Source organism: Micromonospora sp. NPDC005194, assembly GCF_040608335.1.
GTDB lineage: Bacteria > Actinomycetota > Actinomycetes > Mycobacteriales > Micromonosporaceae > Micromonospora.
Genome location: NZ_JBEXIA010000009.1, coordinates 167791 through 190435, shown reverse-complemented (window position 1 = coordinate 190435; position 22645 = coordinate 167791). Strand labels below are relative to the sequence as shown.

General features: G+C 74.3%; 18 protein-coding genes and 1 riboswitch. Of the genes, 11 read left to right on the top strand and 7 right to left on the bottom strand.

The features are described from left to right. Positions 1 to 6: 6 nt before the first annotated feature. From ABZU53_RS10700 to ABZU53_RS10690, 3 genes are all read right to left on the bottom strand, one after another. A complete protein-coding gene (locus ABZU53_RS10700; RefSeq protein ID WP_355065289.1) occupies positions 7 to 2136 on the bottom strand; it encodes a VWA domain-containing protein in 2130 nt (709 codons plus the stop codon). Further along, complete coding sequence (cobN, locus tag ABZU53_RS10695) at positions 2133 to 5801, bottom strand: cobaltochelatase subunit CobN (RefSeq protein WP_355065287.1); 3669 nt, start codon at positions 5799 to 5801, stop codon at positions 2133 to 2135. The genes ABZU53_RS10700 and cobN overlap by 4 nt, the downstream gene beginning before the upstream one ends. A gap of 282 nt (positions 5802 to 6083) precedes the next feature. Then, positions 6084 to 6213, bottom strand: a riboswitch (cobalamin riboswitch). Positions 6214 to 6496: 283 nt separating this feature from the next. Further along, positions 6497 to 6832 (bottom strand): hypothetical protein, encoded by a 336-nt coding sequence (locus tag ABZU53_RS10690; RefSeq protein ID WP_234589536.1) that lies wholly within the window; start codon positions 6830 to 6832, stop codon positions 6497 to 6499. Between the two features lie 262 nt (positions 6833 to 7094). On the opposite strand from ABZU53_RS10690, the gene helR reads away from it, so the two are divergent. After that, the gene (gene helR, locus ABZU53_RS10685; protein WP_355065285.1) at positions 7095 to 9257 is read left to right on the top strand and encodes an RNA polymerase recycling motor ATPase HelR; all 2163 of its coding nucleotides are present in this window, start codon (positions 7095 to 7097) and stop codon (positions 9255 to 9257) included. Between the two features lie 18 nt (positions 9258 to 9275). Further along, positions 9276 to 9938, top strand: coding sequence for a hypothetical protein (locus tag ABZU53_RS10680; RefSeq protein WP_355065283.1), 663 nt, complete (start codon positions 9276 to 9278; stop codon positions 9936 to 9938). A 67-nt stretch (positions 9939 to 10005) separates the two neighbouring features. Here the strand turns inward: ABZU53_RS10680 and ABZU53_RS10675 are convergent, their stop codons facing one another. Continuing rightward, positions 10006 to 10902, bottom strand: coding sequence for an aldo/keto reductase (locus tag ABZU53_RS10675; protein WP_355065281.1), 897 nt, complete (start codon positions 10900 to 10902; stop codon positions 10006 to 10008). Between the two features lie 73 nt (positions 10903 to 10975). Continuing rightward, positions 10976 to 12238 carry an MFS transporter gene (locus ABZU53_RS10670; RefSeq protein WP_355065279.1) on the bottom strand — a complete coding sequence of 421 codons (1263 nt, stop codon included), beginning with the start codon at positions 12236 to 12238 and terminating at the stop codon, positions 10976 to 10978. 162 nt (positions 12239 to 12400) lie between these two features. Between ABZU53_RS10670 and ABZU53_RS10665 the strand changes: the two genes are divergently transcribed. Together ABZU53_RS10665 and ABZU53_RS10660 are read left to right on the top strand one after the other, a co-directional pair. Next, a complete protein-coding gene (locus ABZU53_RS10665; RefSeq protein ID WP_355065277.1) occupies positions 12401 to 13390 on the top strand; it encodes a LacI family DNA-binding transcriptional regulator in 990 nt (329 codons plus the stop codon). 75 nt (positions 13391 to 13465) lie between these two features. Continuing rightward, positions 13466 to 14200: a phospholipase gene (locus ABZU53_RS10660; protein ID WP_355065275.1), complete on the top strand. Its 735-nt coding sequence runs from the start codon at positions 13466 to 13468 to the stop codon at positions 14198 to 14200. 4 nt (positions 14201 to 14204) lie between these two features. Here ABZU53_RS10660 and ABZU53_RS10655 read toward each other — a convergent pair whose 3' ends face one another. Together ABZU53_RS10655 and ABZU53_RS10650 are read right to left on the bottom strand one after the other, a co-directional pair. Continuing rightward, positions 14205 to 15329 carry an FUSC family protein gene (locus tag ABZU53_RS10655; protein WP_355065273.1) on the bottom strand — a complete coding sequence of 375 codons (1125 nt, stop codon included), beginning with the start codon at positions 15327 to 15329 and terminating at the stop codon, positions 14205 to 14207. A 202-nt stretch (positions 15330 to 15531) separates the two neighbouring features. Beyond that, a complete protein-coding gene (locus tag ABZU53_RS10650) occupies positions 15532 to 16161 on the bottom strand; it encodes a TetR/AcrR family transcriptional regulator (protein WP_355065272.1) in 630 nt (209 codons plus the stop codon). A gap of 66 nt (positions 16162 to 16227) precedes the next feature. Between ABZU53_RS10650 and ABZU53_RS10645 the strand changes: the two genes are divergently transcribed. The 7 genes from ABZU53_RS10645 to ABZU53_RS10615 all read left to right on the top strand — a co-directional run bounded on the left by ABZU53_RS10645 (position 16228) and on the right by ABZU53_RS10615 (position 21956). Continuing rightward, complete coding sequence (locus ABZU53_RS10645) at positions 16228 to 17391, top strand: FAD-dependent oxidoreductase (protein ID WP_355065270.1); 1164 nt, start codon at positions 16228 to 16230, stop codon at positions 17389 to 17391. 194 nt (positions 17392 to 17585) lie between these two features. Then, the gene (locus ABZU53_RS10640; protein ID WP_355065269.1) at positions 17586 to 18416 is read left to right on the top strand and encodes a DUF3153 domain-containing protein; all 831 of its coding nucleotides are present in this window, start codon (positions 17586 to 17588) and stop codon (positions 18414 to 18416) included. Between the two features lie 144 nt (positions 18417 to 18560). Further along, complete coding sequence (locus ABZU53_RS10635) at positions 18561 to 18896, top strand: hypothetical protein (RefSeq protein ID WP_355065267.1); 336 nt, start codon at positions 18561 to 18563, stop codon at positions 18894 to 18896. Between the two features lie 11 nt (positions 18897 to 18907). Beyond that, complete coding sequence (locus tag ABZU53_RS10630) at positions 18908 to 19516, top strand: glycine zipper family protein (RefSeq protein WP_355065265.1); 609 nt, start codon at positions 18908 to 18910, stop codon at positions 19514 to 19516. Then, positions 19513 to 20211, top strand: a complete 699-nt coding sequence (locus tag ABZU53_RS10625; protein ID WP_355065263.1) for a carboxypeptidase-like regulatory domain-containing protein — start codon at positions 19513 to 19515, stop codon at positions 20209 to 20211. Before ABZU53_RS10630 ends, ABZU53_RS10625 begins: the two co-directional genes overlap by 4 nt. A gap of 23 nt (positions 20212 to 20234) precedes the next feature. Continuing rightward, positions 20235 to 21470 (top strand): phage tail sheath subtilisin-like domain-containing protein, encoded by a 1236-nt coding sequence (locus ABZU53_RS10620; RefSeq protein ID WP_355065261.1) that lies wholly within the window; start codon positions 20235 to 20237, stop codon positions 21468 to 21470. Positions 21471 to 21473: 3 nt separating this feature from the next. Then, positions 21474 to 21956: a phage tail protein gene (locus ABZU53_RS10615; protein WP_354862842.1), complete on the top strand. Its 483-nt coding sequence runs from the start codon at positions 21474 to 21476 to the stop codon at positions 21954 to 21956. Positions 21957 to 22645: the final 689 nt, after the last annotated feature.

Below are 22645 nucleotides of genomic sequence, written 5' to 3'. Positions count from 1 at the left end.
GTCCCCTCATGTCGCGACCGGAACCGCACGATCGCGGGGGCGGGTCAGGGCTGCCAGGGGGGTCAGGGGCGCGTTCAGCTGGGTGGCCAGGCGCCGCGCCAGGTGCAGGCGGACCGGGCCGGACTCGCAGTCGACGACGACGCAGGGGGCCGCTGTCGCGGCCAGCACCGTCGCGGCCGCCGCGGCCCGGTCCAGCGGACGCGACCCGGCGGTGGCTCTGCCGTCGGTGACGATGAGGACCAGGGGGCGGCGCTTCGGGTCACGTCGGCGCTCCAGCCGCAGCAGGTCGGCGGCGGCGAGCAGGCCCTCGGCCAGCGGCGTGCGACCACCGGTGGGCAGCTCGGCCAGCCGCGTCGAGGCGGCCAGCACCGACGAGGTGGCCGGCAGCAGCGTCCGCGCACCGCTGGCCCGGAAGGCGATCACGGCGACCTTGTCCCGCCGCTGGTAGGCGTCGGTGAGCAGCGCGAGGACCGCGTCCTTCACGGCGGTCATCCGCTGCCGGGCGCCCATCGACCCGCTCGCGTCCACCACGAACAGCACGAGGTTGCCCTCACGCCCCTCCCGGACCGCCTCCCGCACGTCGTCCGGGCGCAGTCGCAGCGGGCCGGTCAGCCTCCCCCGGGCCGCCTGATGGGGCGCGGCGGCGCGAATCGTGGCCGGCAGGTGCAGCGCGCCGACCCGAGCGGCCGGCACCCGGGCCCCGGTGGTGCGTCCCCGCCCGGTGCGGGCGCGCGACCGCCGCCCGGGCACGCCGTCACCGACGCCGGGCGCGGTGAGCAGCTGGGCCCGCAGACCACCGTGGGGTACGGCCACCGGCTGCCCCTGCCCACCGGAGCCCCGCTGCCGGGTCGATTCACCCTGGTCAGCGGCGTCGTCGCTGCCGGCGGAGCTGCCACCGTAGGGTCCCGCACCGTCGGGGCCGCTGCGGTCGGCACCGCTGCCGGCACCGCCCCGCGGGCCACCGTCGTCCGGGCCACGACGGTCGGCGCCGCCGTCGTCCGGGCCGCCGGGGCCGCCGGAGCCACCGCCCGGGCCGCCACCGTCGGGGTCCGAGCCGTCGGGGCGCGATCCAGCCGGGCCACCGTCGTGCGGGCCGCCGTCGTCGTCCGGGTCGTCGGGGTGGGCGTCCTGGGCGCGCTGCAACGCCTCGTCGAGGCGCTTCTCATCCAGGCCCGGCGTGTCGAACGGGTCACGGCGGCGGCGGTGCGGCAGGGCGAGGCGGGCGGCGACCCGTACGTCGTCGATGGTGACGCGGTCCCGGCCGTGCCAGGCCGCGTGGGCGAGGGCGGTACGGGCGGTGACGATGTCGGCGCGCATCCCGTCCACGTCGAACGCGGCGCACACCTCGGCGATCTGCCGCAGCGCGGCGTCCGGAAGGCGTACCCCGGGAAGCCGGCGGCGGGCGGCGGCCACCTGGGCGGCGATCTGGGCGTCGGCGTCGGCCCAGCGGGCGGCGAAGCCCGCCGGGTCGGCGTCGGCGGCGAGCCGGCGACGCACCACCTCGACCCGGACCTCCGGGTCCCGGCTGGCACCCACCTCGACGGTGAGCCCGAACCGGTCGAGCAGCTGCGGGCGCAGCTCCCCCTCCTCCGGGTTCATGGTGCCGACCAGCAGGAAGCGGGCCGCGTGGCTGACCGAGACGCCCTCGCGCTCGACGTGGCTGCGGCCCATCGCCGCCGCGTCGAGCAGCAGGTCGACGAGGTGGTCGTGCAGCAGGTTGACCTCGTCGACGTAGAGGACGCCCCGGTGCGCGGCGGCGAGCAGGCCCGGTTCGAAGGCGCGTACCCCCGCACCGAGGGCCTTCTCCAGGTCGAGCGAGCCGACGACCCGGTCCTCGGCGGCGCCGACCGGCAACTCCACGAGACGGGCCGGACGGGTCTCGACGGTGGCATCGTCCGGGTGCGGCCCGTCCGGGCAGCCCGGGTCGGGCTCGGCGGGGTCGCAGCCGAAGCGGCAGCCGGCGACCCGGTGGACCGGGGGCAGCAACGCGGCGAGCGCCCGGACGGCGGTGGACTTGGCGGTGCCCTTCTCGCCGCGCACGAGGACCCCGCCGATCGCCGGGGAGACAGCGTTGAGCAGCAGCGCCAACCGCATGTCGGCCATGCCGAGCACCGCGCTGAACGGGTAGGTGATCATGCCCGGTCCTCCAGGTCGCCCTCGCTGGCCAGGTACGTGTCACGGAGTCGGTCCAGGGTGGCCGGCTCGGGTTTGGCCCACAGCCCCCGGTCGGCGGCCTCCAGCAGCCGCTCGGTGATGCCGCGCAGCGCCCACGGGTTGGACTGCTCCAGGAACTCCCGGGTCGTGTCGTCGAAGAGGTACGCGGCGGCCAGGTGCTCGTACATCCAGTCGTCGACCACGCCGGCCGTGGCGTCGTAGCCGAACAGGTAGTCCACGGTGGCCGCCAGCTCGAACGCGCCCTTGTAGCCGTGCCGGCGCATCGCGGCGATCCACTTCGGGTTGACCACCCGGGCCCGGAACACCCGCCGGGTCTCCTCGCCCAACGTGCGGGTGCGCACGTCGTGCGGCATCGCCGAGTCACCCACGTACGCCTGCGGCGACGATCCGGTGAGGTGACGGACCATCGCCACCATCCCGCCGTGGTACTGGAAGTAGTCGTCCGAGTCGACGATGTCGTGCTCGCGGGTGTCCTGGTTCTTCACCGCCACCGCGATCCGCGCGAACGAGCGTTCCATGTCGGCGCGCGCCTCCCGCCCGTCCAGGCCCCGGCCGTACGCGTAGCCGCCCCACACCGCGTACACCTCGGCGAGGTCGGCGTCGCTGCGCCAGGTCCGCGCGTCGATCAGCGGCAGCAGGCCCGCGCCGTACGCTCCGGGCTTGGAGCCGAAGATCCGGGCGGTGGCCCGCCGCTCGTCGCCGTGTTCGGCGAGGTCGGCGGCGACGTGCGCCCGCACGTAGTTCTCCTCGTCCGGCTCGTCCAGCGCGGCGACCCGCCGTACGGCGTCGTCGAGCAGCGCCACGACGTGCGGGAACGCGTCGCGGAAGAAGCCGGAGATGCGCACGGTCACGTCGACGCGGGGCCGGCCCAGCTCGGCGGTCGGCACCACCTCGATGCCGGTGACCCGCCGGGACCGGTCGTCCCACACCGGGCGGCAGCCCAGCAGCGCGAGCACCTCGGCGATGTCGTCGCCCTGGGTGCGCATGGCGCTGGTGCCCCACACGGTCAACCCCACCGAGCGGGGGTACGTGCCGGTGTCGGCGAGGTGCCGGGCCAGCAGCGAGTCCGCGAGGGCCACCCCGACGTCCCAGGCGTTGCGACTGGGGATGGCCTTCGGGTCGACGGAGTAGAAGTTGCGGCCGGTGGGCAGCACGTTGACCAGGCCCCGGGTGGGTGAACCGGACGGTCCGGGCGGCACGAACCGCCCGTCGAGCGCCCCGAGGGTGTGGGTCAGCTCGTCGGTGGTGCGCGCCAGCCGGGGCACCAGTTCGGTGGCCGCGAAGCGCAGCACCGCGACGACGTCCGGGATCGGCTGCCCGGTCACCTCCGCGACCACCGCGTCGACCGCCTCGGCGTCCCAGCCGAGCGTCTCCATCCCGATGACCAACCTCCGGGCGAGCGCCTCGATGAGGTCGACGGCGTCGGCGGCCGTGCCGGCCGGCCCGTCCACCACGTCGGTCAACGCCGTGGGCACCGCCAGTCGTTCGCCCGGTGCCGCCAGCAGTTCCTGCTCGTCGAGGCCGTACGCGGCGGCGAGGGCCTGTCGCAGGCCGGGCAGGGCGTGGTTGCCGCCCCAGATCTGGGGTGCGCGCAGCACCGCGAGGACCAGGTTGACCCGCGGTTCGCCGACGGGCGCGTCGGCGAGGATGTGCAGCCCGTCGCGGATCTGCACGTCCTTGACCTCACAGAGGTACCCGTCGAGGTGCAGCACGAAGTCGTCGAAGTCGTCGGCGTCGGGCATCGCCTCGGCGTGCAGGTCGTGATGCAGCTCGGCGGCGCGCACCAGGTCCCAGATCTGCGCCCGCACGGTCGGCACCTTGGCCGGGTCGAGGGCCTGCACTGTCGCGTACTCGTCGAGCAGTTGCTCCAGCTTGGCCAGGTCGCCGTAGGTCTCGGCGCGGGCCATCGGCGGCACCAGGTGGTCGATCACCACGGCGTGTGCGCGCCGCTTGGCCTGGGTGCCCTCGCCGGGGTCGTTGACGATGAACGGGTAGACCAGCGGCAGGTCACCGAGGACCGCGTCGGGCGCGCAGTCGGCCGCCAGGCCGAGACCCTTGCCGGGCAACCACTCCAAGGTGCCGTGCTTGCCCAGGTGCACCACGGCGTCCGCGCCGAAGCCGCCGTCCGCGACGGGCGCGGCCAGCCAGCGGTACGCGGCCAGGTAGTGGTGGCTCGGCGGCAGGTCCGGGTCGTGGTAGATGGCGATCGGGTTCTCCCCGAAGCCACGCGGCGGCTGGATCAGCAGCACCACGTTGCCGAAGCGCAGCCCGGCGAGCACGAGGTCCCCGCCGTCGGTGTAGAGCTCGCCGGGCGGCTCACCCCAGTGCTCCCGCATCCGCTCACGCAGCTCGGCCGGTACCTGGTCGAACCACCGCCGGTAGGTCTCGCCGGGCACCCGGGCCTCGGCGGCGGCCAACTGCTCCGGGGTGAGCCACTCCACGTCGTGCCCACCGGCGGCGATCAGGGCGTGGATCAGCGCGTCGCCGTCGTCGGGCGGCGGCGCGTCCCCCAGGTGGTAACCCGCCTCGGCCAGTGCGGCGAGCAGCCGGACCGCCGAGACGGGGGTGTCCAGCCCGACGGCGTTGCCGACCCGGGAGTGCTTGGTGGGGTACGAGCTGAGCACGACGGCGACCCGCTTGTCGGCGTTGGGCACGTACCGCAGCCGGGCGTGACGTACCGCGATGCCGGCCACCCGGGCGGCCCGCTCGGGGTCGGCGGCGTAGACCGAGAGGCCGTCCGCGTCGATCCGCTTGAACGAGAACGGCACGGTGACGATCCGTCCGTCGAACTCGGGGATGGCCACCTGCATCGCCGCGTCCAACGGGGACAGCCCGGCGTCGCTGCCGGCCCACTGCTCCCTGGTGCTGGTCAGGCAGAGCGCCTGAATGACGGGCACGTCCAGGGCGGCGAGCGCGCCGACGTCCCACGCGTCCTCGTCGCCGCCCCCGGACGCGTCGGCGGCGACCGCGCCGCCGGCCGCGAGCACGGTGACCAGCAGCGCGTCACAGCGGGCGAACAGCCCGAGCGGGCCCCCGCCCGTGGTCAGGCCCCGCAGCGAGCCACAGAAGATCGGCAGCGGGTTGCCCCCGGCCTCCCGCACGGCCTCGGCCAGGACGTCGACGAAGGCGGTGTTGCCGGCGAGGGCGTGCGCCCGGTAGAAGACGATCCCCACGGTGGGCCGCCGCGGGTCGGTCGGGTGGTCGCCGTGTACGCCGTACGCCGGGGTCGGCGCGGGCGGGGCGAACCCCTCGCCGGTGAGCAGCACCGTGTCGCAGAGGAACCGGGCCAGGTGCCCGAGGTTGTCAGGCCCGCCCTCCACCAGGTACGCCAGCGCCTGGGTGACCACTCCGGACGGCACCGTGGAGATCGCCATCAGCTCCGCGTCGGGCACCGCCTCACCGCCGAGCACGACAGTCGGCACGCCGGTGGCGAGCACCGCGGCGAGGCCGTCCGGCCACGCCTGCCGACCCCCGAGCAGGCGTACGACGGCGAGGTCGACCCCGTCGAGCAGGGCGGGCACCTCGTCGGCCGCCACCCGCGCCGGGTTGGCGAGCCGGTAGTCGGCGTCACTGGCGCGGGCGGCCAGCAGGTCGGTGTCGGCGGTGGAGAGCAGCAGAACGCGCACGGCAGGCTCCGGACGGTAACGTCGGCACGCTCGCGAGAGCGGCCTGGCGACGTGGGATGGGCGCAGGGTTCAGCGGAGGCCGCGATCCGGCCGGCTCAGCGGCCTGCGGCCGGGAGCGACGGGCGGCGCGGTCCGGAACTCAGCGGTGAACGGAGTCGATGCCGATCGCGGCGACGGCACGGCCGCGGTGCGCAGGACGGCAGCAGCCGTCGGTGATGGAGACGCCAAGCGTCATCGGGTCCTCCTCGGGTGTCCACGCCCTGGGGTACGTCCCGACGGCCGAAGTATCCTGGCTTCCGGATCGACGCTCTCCCCCGGCCTTCCAACCGCAGACACACGGCCGTGACTCACGAGGGGGGATCGCTCCCCGGTGACAGTGGCGGGACCGCGTCGGATTCGCACCGACTTCCTTCACTGCCGTCAGGCCGCGAATGCTGCCACACCCCTGCGCTGCGGGTCAACGCTGCTCCGGCCCGACGAACGGGCGTGCGTCACCGAGCCTCAACTGTCGACGCGACAGCGGATCACCCGACCTCGATGCCCCGGATCAATGCCCGACATCCTTTGCTCTGCTTCCCTATACGCAACGGGAATGGGGCGTCACTGGCGCTTATTGGTAAGCAGAGCAAAGGATCGGCGGAGCACTCTGGCTCGCGCCGCTGGCCCGGCGGTGGTGGCTTCTGGGCGGAGGAGTCTCAGCGGGCGTGGCGCTCCGGGTGTGCCCGATTCCACACCCGCATCCGCTCCGGGTAGCCGGTGCGGGCCGCCTCGTACAGCGGCACCGCGTGCTTGCGGGCGATGGCGCCCGCCGCGCGGGGTGTGCCGGTGCGGCGGCGGATCCATTCGCCGTCGTGGGCGATCGCCACCACTGTGGTGTCGGTGGCGGTGGTCTCCGGCTCCAGGTAGAACTCCACTCCCCGCCGGCTGGCGACGAACGACTCCAGCGCGGCGAGATCGTCCCGGGTGGCCTCGCGGTCCAGCTTCGTTGGGGTCGCCTCGGTGCCCCGTGACCGCCGGTTGAACCAGCCCATGCCCAGCCCCTCTCCTCGGACGCCACTCCAGTTCAGCACCGATTCCTGGCAATACGCTGCACGCCAGGTGGGAGAAATCTGACTCGGCGGAGCGCGGACGGAACCGCTGGAGCGGGCGTACCGAACGGAAGCCCTGAAAGCGGGGGGCAACACTCCCCGCCATATCCAACATATACCGCATGGGGGGACTTGCGGCAAGGCCCCAGGTGTACCGCAGAATTGCCCGTCCAAGGCCAGGACCTGCGGAAACGGGAGCCAATACATGCACAACTCGTCGGCGGCGGCCAGCGCGTTCGACCTTCCCGACAACCTCGCCGCCAAGGCCGACCCGGCGCTGATCGACCGTGACGAGCAGCACTTCGCCGTCATCGCGGCGAGCCTGGAGCAGTCGATCGCCGAGCTGTCCGACCGCCTCGACGCCGAGCGCCGGGCACCCGCCGGCAAGGGCCGCCAGGCGGTCGTCCGGGACGAGGAGATCCGCCGGCTGACCGCTCGCCTGCGCGCCCTGCGGCGCTTCGGTCTGGACCTGTGCCTCGGGCGCATCGTCAGCGCGGACGGCCCCGAGCCGGTCTACATCGGACGCTTCGGCCTCACCGACGGCAACGGTCGACGGCTGCTGCTCGACTGGCGCTCCCCGGCGGCCGAGCCGTTCTTCGGGGCGACCCACGCCAACCCGATGGGCCTGGCGAGCCGGCGTCGGTACCGCTGGACGCTCGGCCGGATCAGCGACTACTGGGACGAGGTGTTCACCCCGGACGGGTTCGAGGGGCATGCGGCGCTGGACGACCAGTCCGCGTTTATCGCCAGCCTCGGCGGCAACCGGTCGGCCCGGATGCGCGACGTGCTCGGCACCATCCAGGCCGACCAGGACGCCATCATCCGGGCCGGATCGCGCGGCGCTCTCGTCGTCGACGGCGGTCCGGGCACGGGCAAGACCGTCGTCGCCCTGCACCGCACCGCGTACCTGCTCTACTCCGATCCCCGCCTCGGTCACCGCCGCGGCGGGGTGCTGTTCGTCGGGCCGCACGAGCCCTACCTGGCGTACGTCGCCGACGTCCTGCCCAGCCTCGGCGAGGAGGACGTGCAGACCTGCACCCTGCGCGACCTCGTCCCCCAGGGCGCCGCGGCGACGGTCGAGGCCGATCCGGACGTGGCCCGCCTGAAGTCCTCGGCGGACCTGGTCCGGGCGATCGAGGCGGCCGTGCGGTTCTACGAGGAGCCGCCGACCACGGCGATGACGGTCACGGCCGGCGACGCCGACGTGCGGCTGAGCGCGGACGACTGGGCCCAGGCGTTCGAGGCGCCCGGACCCGGCACCCCGCACAACGAGGCGCGGGACGAGATCTGGGAGGAGCTGCTGGCGATCCTGCTCGGGAGGTACGACGGCGACGAGTCGGACGACCTGGTACGCGGCTCGCTGCTGCGCAACCGGGATCTGCGTACGGCGTTCAACCGCGCCTGGCCGCTGCTCGAAGCGACCGACATCGTCGCCGACCTGTGGTCGGTGCCCGCCTATCTGCGCCGGTGCGCCCCCTGGCTCGGCCCCGAGGACATCCGCCGGCTCCAACGCGTCGACGCCCGCGCCTGGACGGTGTCCGACCTGCCGCTGCTGGACGCGGCACGGCAGCGGCTCGGCGACCCGGAGGCGTCCCGGCGTACCCGCCGCCACGAGGCCACCATCGCCGCCGAACGCGCGCGCATGGCGACGGTCGTCGACGAGCTGATCGCGGCCCACGCCTACGACGACGGCGAGGGTGTGCTGTCGAGCCTGCGCCAACTGGACCTGCAGGACGCGCTGGTCGACGAGGCCGTACTCCCCAGCGCCGACGCGGATCTGCTGGCCGGCCCGTTCGCGCACATCGTCGTGGACGAGGCGCAGGAGCTGACCGACGCGCAGTGGCAGATGCTGCTGTCGCGCTGCCCGGCGCGCAGCTTCACCATCGTCGGGGACCGCGCCCAGGCCCGGCACGGGTTCACGGAGTCGTGGCCGGAACGACTGAGGCGCATCGGCCTCGACCGGGTCACCCTGACCTCGCTGAGCATCAACTACCGGACGCCACGGGAGGTCATGGCCCAGGCCGAGCCGGTCATCCGGGCCGTGCTCCCGGACGCGAACGTGCCGACCTCGATCCGCGGCAACGGGATTCCGGTGACCCACGGATCGGTGCGCGACCTGGGCGCGATCGTCGACGGCTGGCTCGCGGAGCACGCCGACGGGATCGCCTGCGTCATCGGCGAGCCCACGTTCCGGCCGGCGACGAATCGCGTCCGGTCGCTGAGCCCGGAACTGTCCAAGGGGCTGGAGTTCGACCTGGTCGTCCTCGTCGACCCGGAGACGTTCGGCGAGGGCATCCAGGGTGCGGTCGACCGGTACGTCGCGATGACCCGCGCGACCCAGAGGCTCGTCGTCCTCACCGGGTCCTGACCTATTAGCCTGCCGGGCGTGTCGACGGACGTGCGGGAGGCGGCGGCGCACAACAACGCGCAATGGTGCGACGCCGTGTGCGCCAGCCACGGGCTGGCCGGCCGGATCGACGCCGAGGCGTGGTCGGTGCCCCGCCGCTCCCCACCCTGGTATCCGGACGCGGTCACCCTGCGCCCCGACGTCGACCCCGAGGCGCTGCTGGCGCGGATCGACGTCGGGCCCGGCGCATCGGTGAAGGACAGCTTCGCCGACCTCGACCTCTCGGCGTACGGGTTCCGGGTGCTCTTCGACGCGCAGTGGATCCACCGCCCGTCGACCGACCCGCCGGCCGGCCCGCCGCTCACGCCGGTCACCACTCCGGAAGGGCTGGCGGCCTGGGCGAGCGCGCACGGCGGCGGGGAACTGTTTCGCCCGGCGCTGCTGGCCGACCCGCGCATCCGGGTGCTGGCCCGCCACGACGAGCGGGGCGCTGTCGTCGGCGGGGCGGTAATCAGCGGCGACGACCCGGCCGGCGTCTCCAACCTGTTCACCCACAGCGACGACCCGGACGAGATCTGGCATGCGATTCCCGCCACCCTGCCCGGCGTACCCCTGATCGGCTACGAGACCACCCCCGACCTACCACCCGCCCGCCGAGCCGGCTTCCTCCCTGCGGGCCCCCTCCGGGTCTGGCTCCGGTGATCATGAAGTTATCGGCGCGACACGCCGGCATCGATGGCAATAACTTCATGATCACCGGGGGCGGGGGTCAGGGGAGGCGGTTCAGGTCCTCGGGGGTCAGGCGTAGCGCGGCGGCGGCGATGTTCTCCCGCAGGTGGGCCGGGTCGCCGGTGCCGGGGATCGCGAGGACGTGCGGGCCCTGGTGCAGCGTCCAGGCCAGGCGTACCTGCTGGGGGGTGACGCCGTGGGCCCGGGCGACCGCCTCGACGGCCGCGCCCGGCGCGGCGCTCGCACCCGCCTCCCGACCGGTGCCGGCCAGCGCGAAGAAGGGCACGTAGGCGATGCCCCGCTCGCCGCAGGCGCGGACGAAGGCGTCCTGCTCCCGGTACGCGTCCAGGCCGTAGTTGTTCTGCACGCAGACCACGGGCGCGATGCCCGCCACCTCGTCCACCTGCTCGGGCCGGACGTTGGACAGCCCGAGATGCCGGATCAGCCCGGCGGCGCGCAGCTCGGCCAGGGCGCCGAACCGCTCGGCCAACGGCACCGCGCCCGGCCCCCGGCCGAGCCGCAGGTTCACCACGTCCAGCCGGTCGCGGCCGAGGCGGCGCAGGTTCTCCTCGACCTGGGCGCGCAGCTGCGCCGGGGTTTCCGCCTCGCTGAATCCGGTCACCGGGTCGTAGCCGAAGCCGACCTTGGTGGCGATGACCAGATCCTCGGAGTACGGGGCGAGCGCCGCGCGGATCAGCTCGGTGGCGTACCGGGCGGGGCCGGTGCCCACCCGCAGGGCTCCGCCGGGCGAGACGTAGAACGCGGCCGTGTCGACGTGGTTGACGCCCAGCTCGACCGCGCGGCGCAGCAGCGCGATCGCACGCTCGCGGTCGGGGTTCGCGGTGATCCGCATCGAGCCGAAGCCCATCCGGTGCACGGTGCGGTCGCCCAGGGTCCAGCTGCCCGCCGCGGCGGCGGTGATCTCGTCGGTTGGCATCGGGCGACCGTAGCCAGCGCGGGCGCGCGACGCACTCGGCCGCGCACCCGATACCGCCACGCCGCGATCGGGGTTAGTTTTTCTGTGCTGCCGGAGCCTGCTCGTCGGCTCGCGGCGGGCGCAGCGCCGGCACCAGCGCCAGCGTCGGCAGGAGCAGCAGCGGCACCACCAGCAGCGCCCGCAGGGTGCCGACGTGGTCACCGAGCAGGCCCAACAGCGGCGGCCCGCCCAGGAAGGCCGTGTAGCCGATCACCGCGACGACGCTGACCCGCACCGCCGCGTGCGCCTCCTCGTCGGCCGCCGCGCTCATGCCGACCGGGAAGCCCAGCGACGCGCCGAGGCCCCACAGCGCGACGCCGACGATGGCCACCGGCCCCGAGCCGGCCAGCACGGCCAGGCCGGCGCCGGCAGCGGCGAGCAGCAGGGTGCCGCTGAGCACCGGCACCCGACCCCAGCGGTCCAGCGCGATGGTGCCCGCGGTGCGCCCGATGGTCATACCCACGACGAACACGCCGAAGACCGCCGCTCCGGCCGCCTCGCTCAGGTCCCGGCCGTCCACGAAAGCGACCGCCAGCCAGTCGTTGGCGCTGCCCTCGGCAAACGCGGCCACCAGCACGAACAGCCCGATGAGCAGGGTGCGCGGCTCCCGCCAGGCGGCGAGCTGGGCCCGGCGGCGGCCGGCCGGGCTGGTGTCCGCCGTCTGGTTGCCCGCTTCGACGCCCGGTTGGGGCAGGAACATCCGGGAGGCGAGCACGGTGCCGACGAGCACCACCACCGCCACCGCGGCGAGGTGCGCGCCGACCGGCACGGCCAGGCGGGCGGCCCCGGCGCCGAGGCCCGCGCCGGCCACCGACCCGAGACTCCAGGCCGCGTGGAAGCGGGGCATGACGGTACGCCCCAACCGCCGCTCCACCGTGGCGCCCTCGACGTTCATCGCCACGTCGCAGGCGCCGGAGCCGTAGCCGAAGGCGACCAGCCCCAGCCCGACGACGACGGACGACCCGGCGACCGTCGCGCCCAGCCCGGCCACGATCAGGCCGACCGCGACCAGCACGGTGGCGATCGTCACGGTGCGGGCCGAGCCGAGGCGCTGGGCGAGCAGCCCGGAGGTCGGCATGGCGAGCAGCGCGCCCACGCTCATCGCCAGCAGCAGGAGGCCGAGGCGCCCGGCGGAGAGATCCAGCGCCTCGCGGACGGCCGGCACCCGGGAGAACCAGCTGCCGACGGCCAGGCCGTTCAGGGTGAAGGTGACGGCGACGCCGTTGCGGGCGAGCCGGACGACCCGTGCCGGAACTGTGGTGTCCGGGGCGACGGCCGGGCTGGTGGGGGCGCTCACAGGGCTGGGTCCTCTTCCTCGGGGTGATCTCCTGGCACGATCGCACACCTGAGAGCGCTACCACCACAAGCGGGTTAGCCCCCTTACCGGAGACGCGCAGGCCGGGGGATGATTCCTGGCAGGCGTACGCCCGCCCCGGGCGGGCGCCGGGGGGAGGGCACGATGACGGCAGCGGCACACCGGCCAGCCACTCTGGAGGACGTCGCCCGGGCCGCCGGGGTGTCCCGGTCCACGGCCTCGCGGGTGATCGCCGGGACGGGGTTCGCCTCACCGGCCGCTCGGGAGCGCGTGGTGACGGCCGCCGACCAGTTGGGTTACGTGCCCAACCCGGCCGCCCGCGCGCTGGTGCGCGGCGGCGGCGTACGTCTGGTGGTGGCCGTCGCGGGGACCAGCGCGGCGGTGTTGGACGACCCGTACGTCCACCGGGTGGTCGGCTCGGCCGCCCGGGTGTGCGCGCCGGCCGGCGTCGGGGTGGCGCTGCACTGGCTGCCGCTGGGCGACCCACGCGGCCTGGACCGGCTCGCCGCCGACCGCAGCGTGTGCGGCGTCGTGCTGGTCAACACCACCGAGGCCCTGCTGGACGCCGTACCCCGCTCGCTGCACGGCCGGGTCGCCTCGATCGGCATCGGCTCGGCCGTGGTGCCGTCGTTCGACGTCGACAACACCGCTGGCGCCGGCGCGGTGCTGCGCCACCTGTACGCGACGGGCCGCCGCCGGATCGCCATGGTGACCGGTCCGGCGTGGCTGCCGTGCTCGCAGCGCCCCGTGCAGGCGTACCGCCACCTGATGCGCCAGGCCGGCCTACCCGAGCGGGTGGTCGACGGGGACTTCACGGCGGCGCGTGGCCGGGCGGCGGCCGGCGAGGCGCTGCGCCGCTGGCCGGACGTCGATGCGATCTACGCGATCAGCGACGAGACCGCGCTCGGGGTCATCGCGGCGCTCCGCGAGGGCGGTGTGCGGGTGCCTGGTGACGTCGCGGTGGCCGGCTTCGACGACATCCCGCTGGCCGGCATGACCGCGCCGGCGTTGACCACCGCGAGCCACCCCGTGGGCCGGATCGCCACCGCGGCGGCCACCGCCGTGCTGGCCGGCCGCCCGGCCGCGCCGGCGACGCTCTTCCCGTCCGCCCTGGTGACCCGCGACAGCGCCTGAGCTGGCCGCCGGTTAACCGGCGGCCGGTCGGGTAACCGCCTCGCACCTTTCGCCGACCGCGAGGAGTGGTGGCCCGTGTCCGACTCCGCGCCGCCGACCGGAGCGTCCGCGCAGGGTCCCCGGCACGGCCGGTTGACCACCCGCCCGCACCCGCCGGTGGTGTCGGGTCCCACCGGCCTCGTGCCGCTGCCCGGCGGCGACGGCGGCCGGCCGGCGATGGCGTACGTGCCGGAGCCGGCGGCCGACGGCGCCGCGTACCGGCTGGTGGTGCTGCTGCACGGGGCGGGCGGCTCCGCGCGGCAGGGCCTGGACCTGCTGCTGTCGGTGGCGGACGCGCATCACCTGCTGCTGGTCGCCCCGCAGTCGTCGGGGGCCAGCTGGGACCTGCTCGCCGGAGGCTTCGGGGTGGACGTGCAGCACATCGACGCGCTGCTGGCCAGCGCGTTCGACGGCTACCCCGTCAGCGGTGTGACGCTTGGCGGTTTCTCCGACGGGGCCTCGTACGCCCTCTCGCTGGGCCTGGCCAACGGCGACCTGGTGGACGCGGTGCTGGCCTTCTCCCCCGGCTTCGCCGCGCCGCCGCGCATCCGGGGCCGGCCGCGGATCTTCGTCTCGCACGGGGTGGACGACCGCGTCCTGCCGATCGACGTGTGCAGCCGCCGCTTCGTGCCGCACCTGCGTGGCCTCGGCTACGACGTCACCTACGAGGAGTTCCCCGACGGCCACGACGTCCCCGCCCCGATCCGCGCGAGCGCCACCGGATGGCTCACCGCCGGCACCGGGCAAGACCCGAGCGCAGGGACGCGGTGAGGGGTCACACGACGGGCAGGCCGAGGGCCTCGTCCACGCGGGCCAGGACGGCGGCGTCGTCGTCGGGGTGCACGCCCCGCAGCAGGTCGATGGCCGTCGCCCGGATCTGACCGATGATCATGGCGAGTGGGAGGGTCTGGGTCGACCCGAAGAGCTGCCCGGCCGTGCGGACGGCGGCCAGCGCCGCCTCGTCCGCCCGGACGGCGTGCTGGTCGGCGGCCTCCTCCCGCCCGTCCAGGTCGGCGGCGAGCGCCGCGCCGGCCTCCCGGACCGCCTCGACCAGGCAGCGCAGCGCCTCGCCCAGCTCCGGCGGCGTCGGGGTCCGCAGTCGACTGAGCGTCACCCCGGCGCGGGCCAGCACCCGGACGTTGCGGACCACGTAGTCGGTCTGCCGGATCGACTCGTCCACGGACCGTAGCCGGCCGATGTGCCGGCGCCGGCGCACGTTGAGCCGCAGCGCCTCACCGGCGGCGAGCACGCCCTCGCGCAGCCCGTCGACCCGGGCGTCCATGCCCCGGGCCCGCGTCAACGCGGCCATCGCCGCCGACTCGTCGCGACCGTCCAGCGCGTCGGCGATCCCGCCCACCAGGCCGGCCAACTCGTCGAAGGTCCGCCGCACCTCGGCGACGAGGGGGGCGAGCGGGTGCCGGGCGTCGACGAGGAGGCTGACCGCGAGCGCGAGCGCGCCGCCGACCAGCGCGTCGACGAAGCGGAACGGCACCAGCGACCCGTCCGGTGGCGCGACCACCACCAGGTAGAGCGCGGAGACAGCGGCCTGGACCAGGGTCACGCCGGTGGCGCCGAAGGCGACCGCGAGCAGGACGGTGAGCAGGATGACGGTGCCGACCGTCCACGTGGTGCCCGGGCCGAGCGCCTGCACGACCAGGTCTGCGACGAGCACTCCGGCGGCCACCCCGAGTACGACCTCGACGGCCCGCCGGATCCGCTGCCCGCGGGCCTGGCCGAGCACGATCAGCGCGGCAGCCGGCGCGAAGAAGGGCTGCGGATGCCCGAGCAGGCGGGTGGCGAGCAGCCAGGCCACGGTCGCCGCGACAGTCGCCTCCAGCACCGGCCGCCAGCCCTGCCGCAGCCGGTGAGCGGCGACCCGCAGGCCTCCGAACCACGCCATCGCCCACCTCCGCTCACCTCGACCGCACGCCGGGGGTCCATGATCGCCCGCGCCCTTCCGGCGGCCCGGAGCGCCCCTCGCGATCGTTCACCATCGCGTGATCGACCTGCTCACCGGGCTGCGTGACGGTCGCCGCGCCGTCCTGCCGGGCTCGGTGGTCGACCCGCAGTACGCGCTGCGGGTCGGCGCACCGGCCCGAGGCTCAACTGCTGGTCAAGGCGCGCAGCAGCGTACGGACGGCGCCCGCGAGGTCGGCGCGGCTGGCCGGGCCGCCGGGGTGCGGGGCGGTGAGCGCGCCGGCGCCGACCAGACGGTCGAAGAGCAGACCGTCGACGAAGGCGACGAACTGGTCGCCCTGCCGGTCGGGATCGGTGGCCCCGGCCCGGGTCAGCAGGTCCCGTGCCTGTGCCCGCATGCCGGTGCCGTGGTGCAGGATGCCGCGCAGTTCGGGGCGGTGGACCGCCTCCAGCAGACAAGCGTAGCGGGCCAGCGTCCGGCTGCGTCCGGTGCTCAGCCAGCGGTCGAGAACCTCGGCTACCCCGGCGGCGAGCCGGTCGAGGTCGTCGCCGTCGAGCCGGGGACCCGGCGTCGGGGAGGGCGGGCCGGTCGGCAGGTCGTACGCGGCCAGGTCGGTCCGTTCCCGCTCGGCGAGGCGTTCCACCACCGCCTCGATCAGTGCCTGCCGGGTGCGCAGGTACGCGGAGGTGGTGCCGGCCGGCAGCCCGGCGCGACCGTCGACGGCCCGGTGGGTCAGCGCCCGCATCCCGCCGTCGGCGATCAGCTCGATGGCGGCGTCGGTCAGCAGCGCGATCCGGTTGGCGCGGGCCGTCACGGGTCTCCTTTCGGTCGAGGTCCGCAGGTAGTATCACTCTTCTACAGATGTAGAAGGGTGGGCGACATGGGCGAGCCACACGCGGTCGTGGTCGGCGGCGGCATCGGCGGGCTGAGCGCGGCCCTCGCCCTGCACCGGCACGGGTGGCGGGTGACCGTGCTGGAACGCGCCCCCGAACTACGCGAGGTGGGCGCCGGGCTGACCCTGATGGCCAACTCGCTGCGCGCCCTGGACTCCCTCGGTCTGAGCCCGGCGCTGCGGTCCAGCGCGCACGCCGAGGCCCCCGGCGGGATCCGGGACCGGCGGGGCCGGTGGCTGTCCCGGGTGGACGCGGCGGAGATGATCCGGCAGCTCGGCACCAGCGCGCTCGGCATCCACCGGGCCACCCTGCACCGCATCCTGCGCGAGGCGCTGCCCGCGTCGTCGCTGCACACCGGAGCCGAGGTCGAGCACGTCGAGTCCGAACCCGACCGCGCCACGGTGCGCCACCACGGGCCCGACGGCCCACGAACCCTCGACGCCGACCTGGTCGTCGGCGCCGACGGCCTGCACAGCCGACTGCGCACCCAGCTCTGGCCGGAGATCCCGGCCCCGGTGTACGCGGGCTCGACGGCCTGGCGGGCCGCCGTCGCGTTCCCCGACCCGATCCCGACGGCGATCACCTGGGGCCCGGCTGCCGAGTTCGGCATGGTGCCGCTCGGCGAGGGCCAGGTCTACTGGTACGCGGCACTCAACGCTCCGCCCGGTGGCCACGCCCCGGACGAGCTGGCGGCCGTACGGGACCACTTCGGCGCCTGGCACGAGCCCATTCCCGCGCTGCTGGCGGCGACCCCACCCGGGGTGGTCCTGCGCAACGACATCCACCAGCTGGCCACGGCGCTGCCCTCGTACGTGCGGGGACGGGTGGCGCTGCTCGGCGACGCGGCCCACGCGATGACGCCGAACCTCGGGCAGGGCGCCGGGCAGGCGATCGAGGACGCGGTCGTGCTCGGCGCGGCCTGCTCCGGCGGCGCAGAGGGGCTGCCGGCCGCCCTGGCGGCGTACGACGAGCAGCGTCGCCCCCGCAGCCAGGCCATCGCCCGTGCCTCGCTGCGCGCCGGCCGGTACGGCCAACAACTGCGCAACCCGCTCGCCCTCGCCGTGCGCGCCGCCGCGCTGCGACTGATCCCGGCCGGCGCCGTCCTGCGCGGCATGACCCGGCAGGTCGACTGGCGACCACCGGCGGGCTGAGAGAGCGGCCACCCAGCCGGCCACGATCATCGACTCAGCCCGGGGTCGGGCGCACCGGGACGCAAAACTCCAGTTTATTCTTTTGCGCCGCTTCCCACCTCGGTCGAATACGACAGTGCGCCGGTACAATCGGCGACTGCCTTGTGACCGATCGCTGACTGCTCATGGTGAAAGCGATCACACACACTGAGCGCATGAACAGGAGCGTCAACCGCGGTAGGGCACTCCGCGTCGCGGTGTGCCTCCTTCTTCTCGCCGCGTTGAGCGGCTGCATGCAACTCAACATCGGGCTCACCGTCAACGCCGATGACACGGTCGACGGGCAGTTGCTGCTGACCGCCCAGAAGTCCCTGCTGAGCGCCCGGAACAAGAACATCCCGGCGGCCTTCGCCGAGCTGCGGCAGAACATTCCGGCGCTGCCGCCGGGCGAGGAGACCAGCTACGAGGACGGCAAACTCTTCGGCACCCAGATCAGTTACCGCAGGGCACCGCTGGCGAGCTTCGACAGCGAAAGCGTCAAACTGGTCCGAGACGGCGACTTCTACCGATTCACGTTACCGCTGGACCCGAAGAAATACGGCGGGAAAATTGCCCAGCAGAATCCTCAACAACAGCAGGCTTTCCTCAAGCTGATGTCGTTCGAGATCTCGGTGACGTTTCCCGGTCGGGTGATCGACACCAATGGCACCGTCAACGGCAGGTCGGTCACCTGGAAGGTCGACTCCAACCAGGACAAGCCGATCGAACTGCGGGCCGTCGCCGAGGCCCCGCCCCGCCCCTCGGCGTCACCGGCGGCCGCCGCCTCCGACTCCGGCGGTTTCCCGTGGTTGCTGGTCGGCGGCGGCGTACTCCTGCTGCTGGTGCTCGCCGCGGTGGGCGTACTCCTGCTGCGCCGCCGTCGCCCGACGGCGCCGGCCGCACCCGGCCCGACCGCACCCGGCGCGACCGCACCCGGGCCGACCGCACCCGGGCCGACTGGGCCGACCTCGCCGGGCCCGCCCGCCGGCGCTCCCGGGCCCGGCTGATCCATCCGGTGGCCGGCCCCGCCGGCCACGTCCGGCCCCGGCCGCCCGCGACGACGGCGACCGGCGCCGGTGCTCCCCCCGCGGAGCACCGGCCCTCACCACCACCACATCCCGGTCGCACCATCGCAGAAAAGGGGGATCGCCGTGAACGATCTCTTCACCTGGGCCGCCCTGGGGACCATCGCCGGCGCGAGCGCCGCCACCCTGCTGGCCACCAACGTCATCGGCGGGCTCATCGGCCCGAGCGGCGACAAGCTCCGCAAGTGGATCGCCATCGCCATCGCGCTGCTGCTGTCCTACCTGACCGCGGCCTTCGCCGACGACGCCGGCGGCGAGAAGTGGGTCATCGCGTTCTTCAACGCGCTGGTGATCTTCTCCGCCGCGCTCGGCGTCAACCAGTTCCCGCCCGGCAACCGGCAGGCGACGCCCACCCAGCTCGCGAGCGGTCGCGAGCCCCGTGTCTTCCGCTCGTGGGTCTGAGGAGTGACGTCATGATCTTCGGAATTCTCAGCGCGGCGATCCAGGTGGGTCTCGGCGCCGTCCTCGGCCTCCTGGCCGGCGGCCCGGTCGGCCTGCTCATCGGCGCCGTCGTGGGCCTGCTCATCGGCGCGGCGTTCGGCTGGGCGGTCACCTCCGCCGGGGTGTACGCGCCGGACGCCCGCGGCATCTTCCTCTTCGTCGTCGACCACACGTGGAGCCTGCTCAACACGATCGCCGGGGCCATCTACCTGGCCGTGCACCTGATCTTCGGGCACTCGCTGGACCGGCCCACCTCGGCCGGCAGCGGCCGGGTCAGCGTGGTGGAGGGCGTCTCACCCCGCTACGCCACCACCATCGGCACCGTCTGCGCCGGCTCCAGCTCCGGCATCCAGCGCCACGAGGACGTGCACATCTTCCAGGCGCGGCTGCTCGGCCCGCTCTACATCCCGCTGGTGCTGGCGAACTACGTGCTGTTCACCATCGCGCCGGTCTGGCTGCTCTACCACGACCACACCAACGCGCCGATCAACCGGTTCACCCGCTACTTCGAGATCGGCGTCTACCCACACGTGTGGAACGAGGCCATCGCCTACCGGATCCAGGGGACGCCGCCGCGATGACCACCGACGGGCGCGGACCGATCGAGACGGCCACCGCCGAGCTGGCCGCATGGCTGACCGGCGTGGCGGGGCAACCCGTCCCGATCGGCCCGCCCCACGCGGGCGTCGACGCCGACGGGCTGACCCTGTGGCCCCTCGAACTGCGCCCGGCCCAGCAGACGCGCTCCAGCGGCGCGGTCCGCGAGCCGTACCGGTTCACGGTCCGCTACCTGCTCTGCGTGGCCGGGCCGGCCGGGCTGGCCGTCCTGGACCGGGTGCTCACCGCCGCGACCAGCGACGGCAGCTACCCGCTGGTGCTGGAGGCCGGCGACGCCGCGCTGTGGAACGCGTTCGACGCCGCGCCCCGACCGGCGCTGCTGATCGACGTGCCCACGCAGGTGGAGCACCCGACGCCGGCCGCGCCGCCGGTCCTGCAACCGCTGCGGCTGCGCCAGCTGTCGATGCGCACCCTCGCCGGCCGGGTGGTCGGCCCCGCGGACCAGCCGCTCGCCGCCATGCGCGTCGAACTGCCCGGCACGGCGTCCGCGACCCGCACCGGCCCCGACGGCCGGTTCCTGATCGCCGGGGTCCCGCACGACCCCGAACACCCCGGCCCGGTACGGCTGCGGCTCAGCGGGCGCGGTCTCGTGCTCACCGCCGACGTCGACGCCGGCGAGGACGACATCGTCATCGTCTGCGCACCACCGACCCACTGACGCCCACCCGCACAGGAGGACCGATGCCCAGCTACTTCTCCCCCGGCATCTACGTCGAGGAGGTCCCCAGCGGCGCCCGACCGATCGGACCGGCGAGCACCAGCATCGCCGCGTTCGTCGGCGTCGCCCCGAACCGCGGCGCCCACCTGGGCAAGGCGGTACCGGTCAACAACTGGACCGAGTTCCTGCGGCTCTTCGCCGACGGGAACCAGATCGAGAGCACCCCACTGGCCCGGGCCGTGTTCGGTTTCCTGGACAACGGGGGCGCCCGATGCTGGGTGGTCAACGTCGGCGAGGGCGGCGCCATCACCGGCACCGGCCAGCGACGCGGTGGCCTGCAACTGCTGGAGGCCATCGACGAGATCTCCATCATCGCCGCTCCGGGCTTTTCCGACGTGGTGTCCCACGAGGCGCTGCTCAGCATGGCCGAGCGCACCCGCACCATGGTGGCGATCTGCGACCCGGCCCCGGACATCGACGACATCTCCGCGCTGACCCGGGTCGCCACCCCGTCGTCCGGCAAGCCGCCCAAGCCCGCCGAGGGCGCGGCCGGCAGCGCGGGACCCGGTGGGTCCGGCGGCGGCGAGGGACCGGCGTACCGGCCCCGGCAGTCCGAGTTCGGCGCGTTCTACTACCCGTGGATCGAGGTACGCGACCCGATCAGCGGGGAGTTGGAACTCACCCCGCCGAGCGGGCACCTCGCCGGCATCTGGGCCCGCACCGACGCCCTGCGGGGCGTGCACAAGGCGCCGGCCAACGAACCCGTCCGCGGCGCGGTCAACCTGGGCTACCTGGTCACCCGCCCGGAGCACGACGTGCTCAACCCCAAGGGCGTCAACGTGATCCGCTACTTCGCCGGCGAGGGCATCCGCGTCTGGGGCGCCCGTACGCTCGCCGCCGAGGCCAGCGAGTGGCGCTACCTCAACGTACGGCGGCTCAGCATCGCCATCGAGCAGGCCATCGCCAACGGCACCCGCTGGATGGTCTTCGAGCCGAACGACTTCACCCTCTGGCGCTCGATCCGGCGCGACATCGGTGCGTTCCTCACCCGGGTGTGGCGCGACGGCGCGCTGCTCGGGCGCAGCCCCGAGGAGGCGTTCTTCGTCAAGTGCGACGAGGAGACCAACCCGGTGGACGTCCGCGACGCCGGCATGGTGATCGCCCACATCGGCATCGCCGTCGTCAAGCCCGCCGAATTCGTGGTGTTCAAGTTGAGCCAGTGGGCCGGCGGCACCGAGACCGAGACGATCGGAGGCTGACACATGCCCACCACAGCCACCCCGCAGCCGGGCGCCCCGGTCGACCCGTACCGGGCGTACAACTTCCGGCTCCTCATCAACGGCGTCACCAACGGCCACTTCACCGAGATGAGCGGACTGGAGGTGAACATCCCCGGGCAGCCGTACCGCGAGCACGGCCCCGGACCGACGCGGATGGTCCCCGGCCAGGCCGAGTACGAGCCGGTGACCCTGCACTTCGGCCTCACCGCGTCCCGCGAGCTGTGGGACTGGGTGAACGCCACCGCCCAGGGCACCCTCAACCGCCGCAACGTGTCGGTGGTGCTGCTGGACTCGGCGGGCACCGCCGAGGTGCTGCGCTGGAACCTGATCGACGCCTGGCCCACCCGGTGGCGCGGGGCGCACCTCAACACGGTCAGCCACGAGATCGCCATCGCGTCGCTGACGCTGCGCTACGAGGGCCTGGAGTTGGAGACCGGCGGTGCCGCCGCGCCGACGCCCGCGTAGCTGGCTGGCCGGTCGGCTCCGCTCCGCGGCCGGCGCGGTGCAGCGCCTCGCCGGACTCGTCGAGAACACCGGCGTACCCCCGGCGATTCCGGCGGAGGTGCCACGTCGTCTCGGGGAGCCGCCCCAGCACTGGCTGAACCTGGTCGCCGCACACGCCCCCGGCCTGCTGCGCGAACTGGACCTCGACGCGACCCCTGGCGGCGTCGAGCAGACGCCGGGCCGCGACGACCGGCAGGACGGCCGGGGAGAAGGTGGCCTGCCGTCGTCCGCTCAGGCTCACCCTTACGAGGTCGTGGAAGGAACCGGCTCTGCCGATGAGAAGGACCGGCGCCTCGCCGAGCGGGCCGGCCGCCGCGCTCGCGGCCCGGCCACCCAACCCGACGACGACGCACGCGGCGTCCGGGCATCCGGTACGGCGGACGACCTCGGCGCGACGGACGGCCCGAGCACGGTAGGCGGCCCCGGTGCACCCGACGGCCACGGCCTCAGCAGGACGGCCGGCCTCGGCGGGAGAGACGGCCTCGGCCGGACAGCCGGTCTCGCCGGGACAGCCGGCGTCGCCGGGACGGGCGGGTCAGACGTCCTCGGCCGGATGGGTGCGGTGGGGGCGGACGGGAGACCGGACGGATGGCGGCCATCGGGCCGGGATGGGAGGTCGGGTCGGGTGGTCGACGCCGGCCCGGACGGTC

What these genes read in the sequence shown, in the direction of transcription:
- ABZU53_RS10700 (WP_355065289.1), bottom strand. Translation starts at nt 2,136, where the DNA reads ATGATCACCTACCCGTTCAGCGCGGTGCTCGGCATGGCCGACATGCGG.
- ABZU53_RS10690 (WP_234589536.1), bottom strand. Translation starts at nt 6,832, where the DNA reads ATGGGCTGGTTCAACCGGCGGTCACGGGGCACCGAGGCGACCCCAACG.
- helR (WP_355065285.1), top strand. Translation starts at nt 7,095, where the DNA reads ATGCACAACTCGTCGGCGGCGGCCAGCGCGTTCGACCTTCCCGACAAC.
- ABZU53_RS10675 (WP_355065281.1), bottom strand. Translation starts at nt 10,902, where the DNA reads ATGCCAACCGACGAGATCACCGCCGCCGCGGCGGGCAGCTGGACCCTG.
- ABZU53_RS10665 (WP_355065277.1), top strand. Translation starts at nt 12,401, where the DNA reads ATGACGGCAGCGGCACACCGGCCAGCCACTCTGGAGGACGTCGCCCGG.
- ABZU53_RS10655 (WP_355065273.1), bottom strand. Translation starts at nt 15,329, where the DNA reads ATGGCGTGGTTCGGAGGCCTGCGGGTCGCCGCTCACCGGCTGCGGCAG.
- ABZU53_RS10645 (WP_355065270.1), top strand. Translation starts at nt 16,228, where the DNA reads ATGGGCGAGCCACACGCGGTCGTGGTCGGCGGCGGCATCGGCGGGCTG.
- ABZU53_RS10640 (WP_355065269.1), top strand. Translation starts at nt 17,586, where the DNA reads ATGAACAGGAGCGTCAACCGCGGTAGGGCACTCCGCGTCGCGGTGTGC.
- ABZU53_RS10630 (WP_355065265.1), top strand. Translation starts at nt 18,908, where the DNA reads ATGATCTTCGGAATTCTCAGCGCGGCGATCCAGGTGGGTCTCGGCGCC.
- ABZU53_RS10625 (WP_355065263.1), top strand. Translation starts at nt 19,513, where the DNA reads ATGACCACCGACGGGCGCGGACCGATCGAGACGGCCACCGCCGAGCTG.
- ABZU53_RS10620 (WP_355065261.1), top strand. Translation starts at nt 20,235, where the DNA reads ATGCCCAGCTACTTCTCCCCCGGCATCTACGTCGAGGAGGTCCCCAGC.
- ABZU53_RS10615 (WP_354862842.1), top strand. Translation starts at nt 21,474, where the DNA reads ATGCCCACCACAGCCACCCCGCAGCCGGGCGCCCCGGTCGACCCGTAC.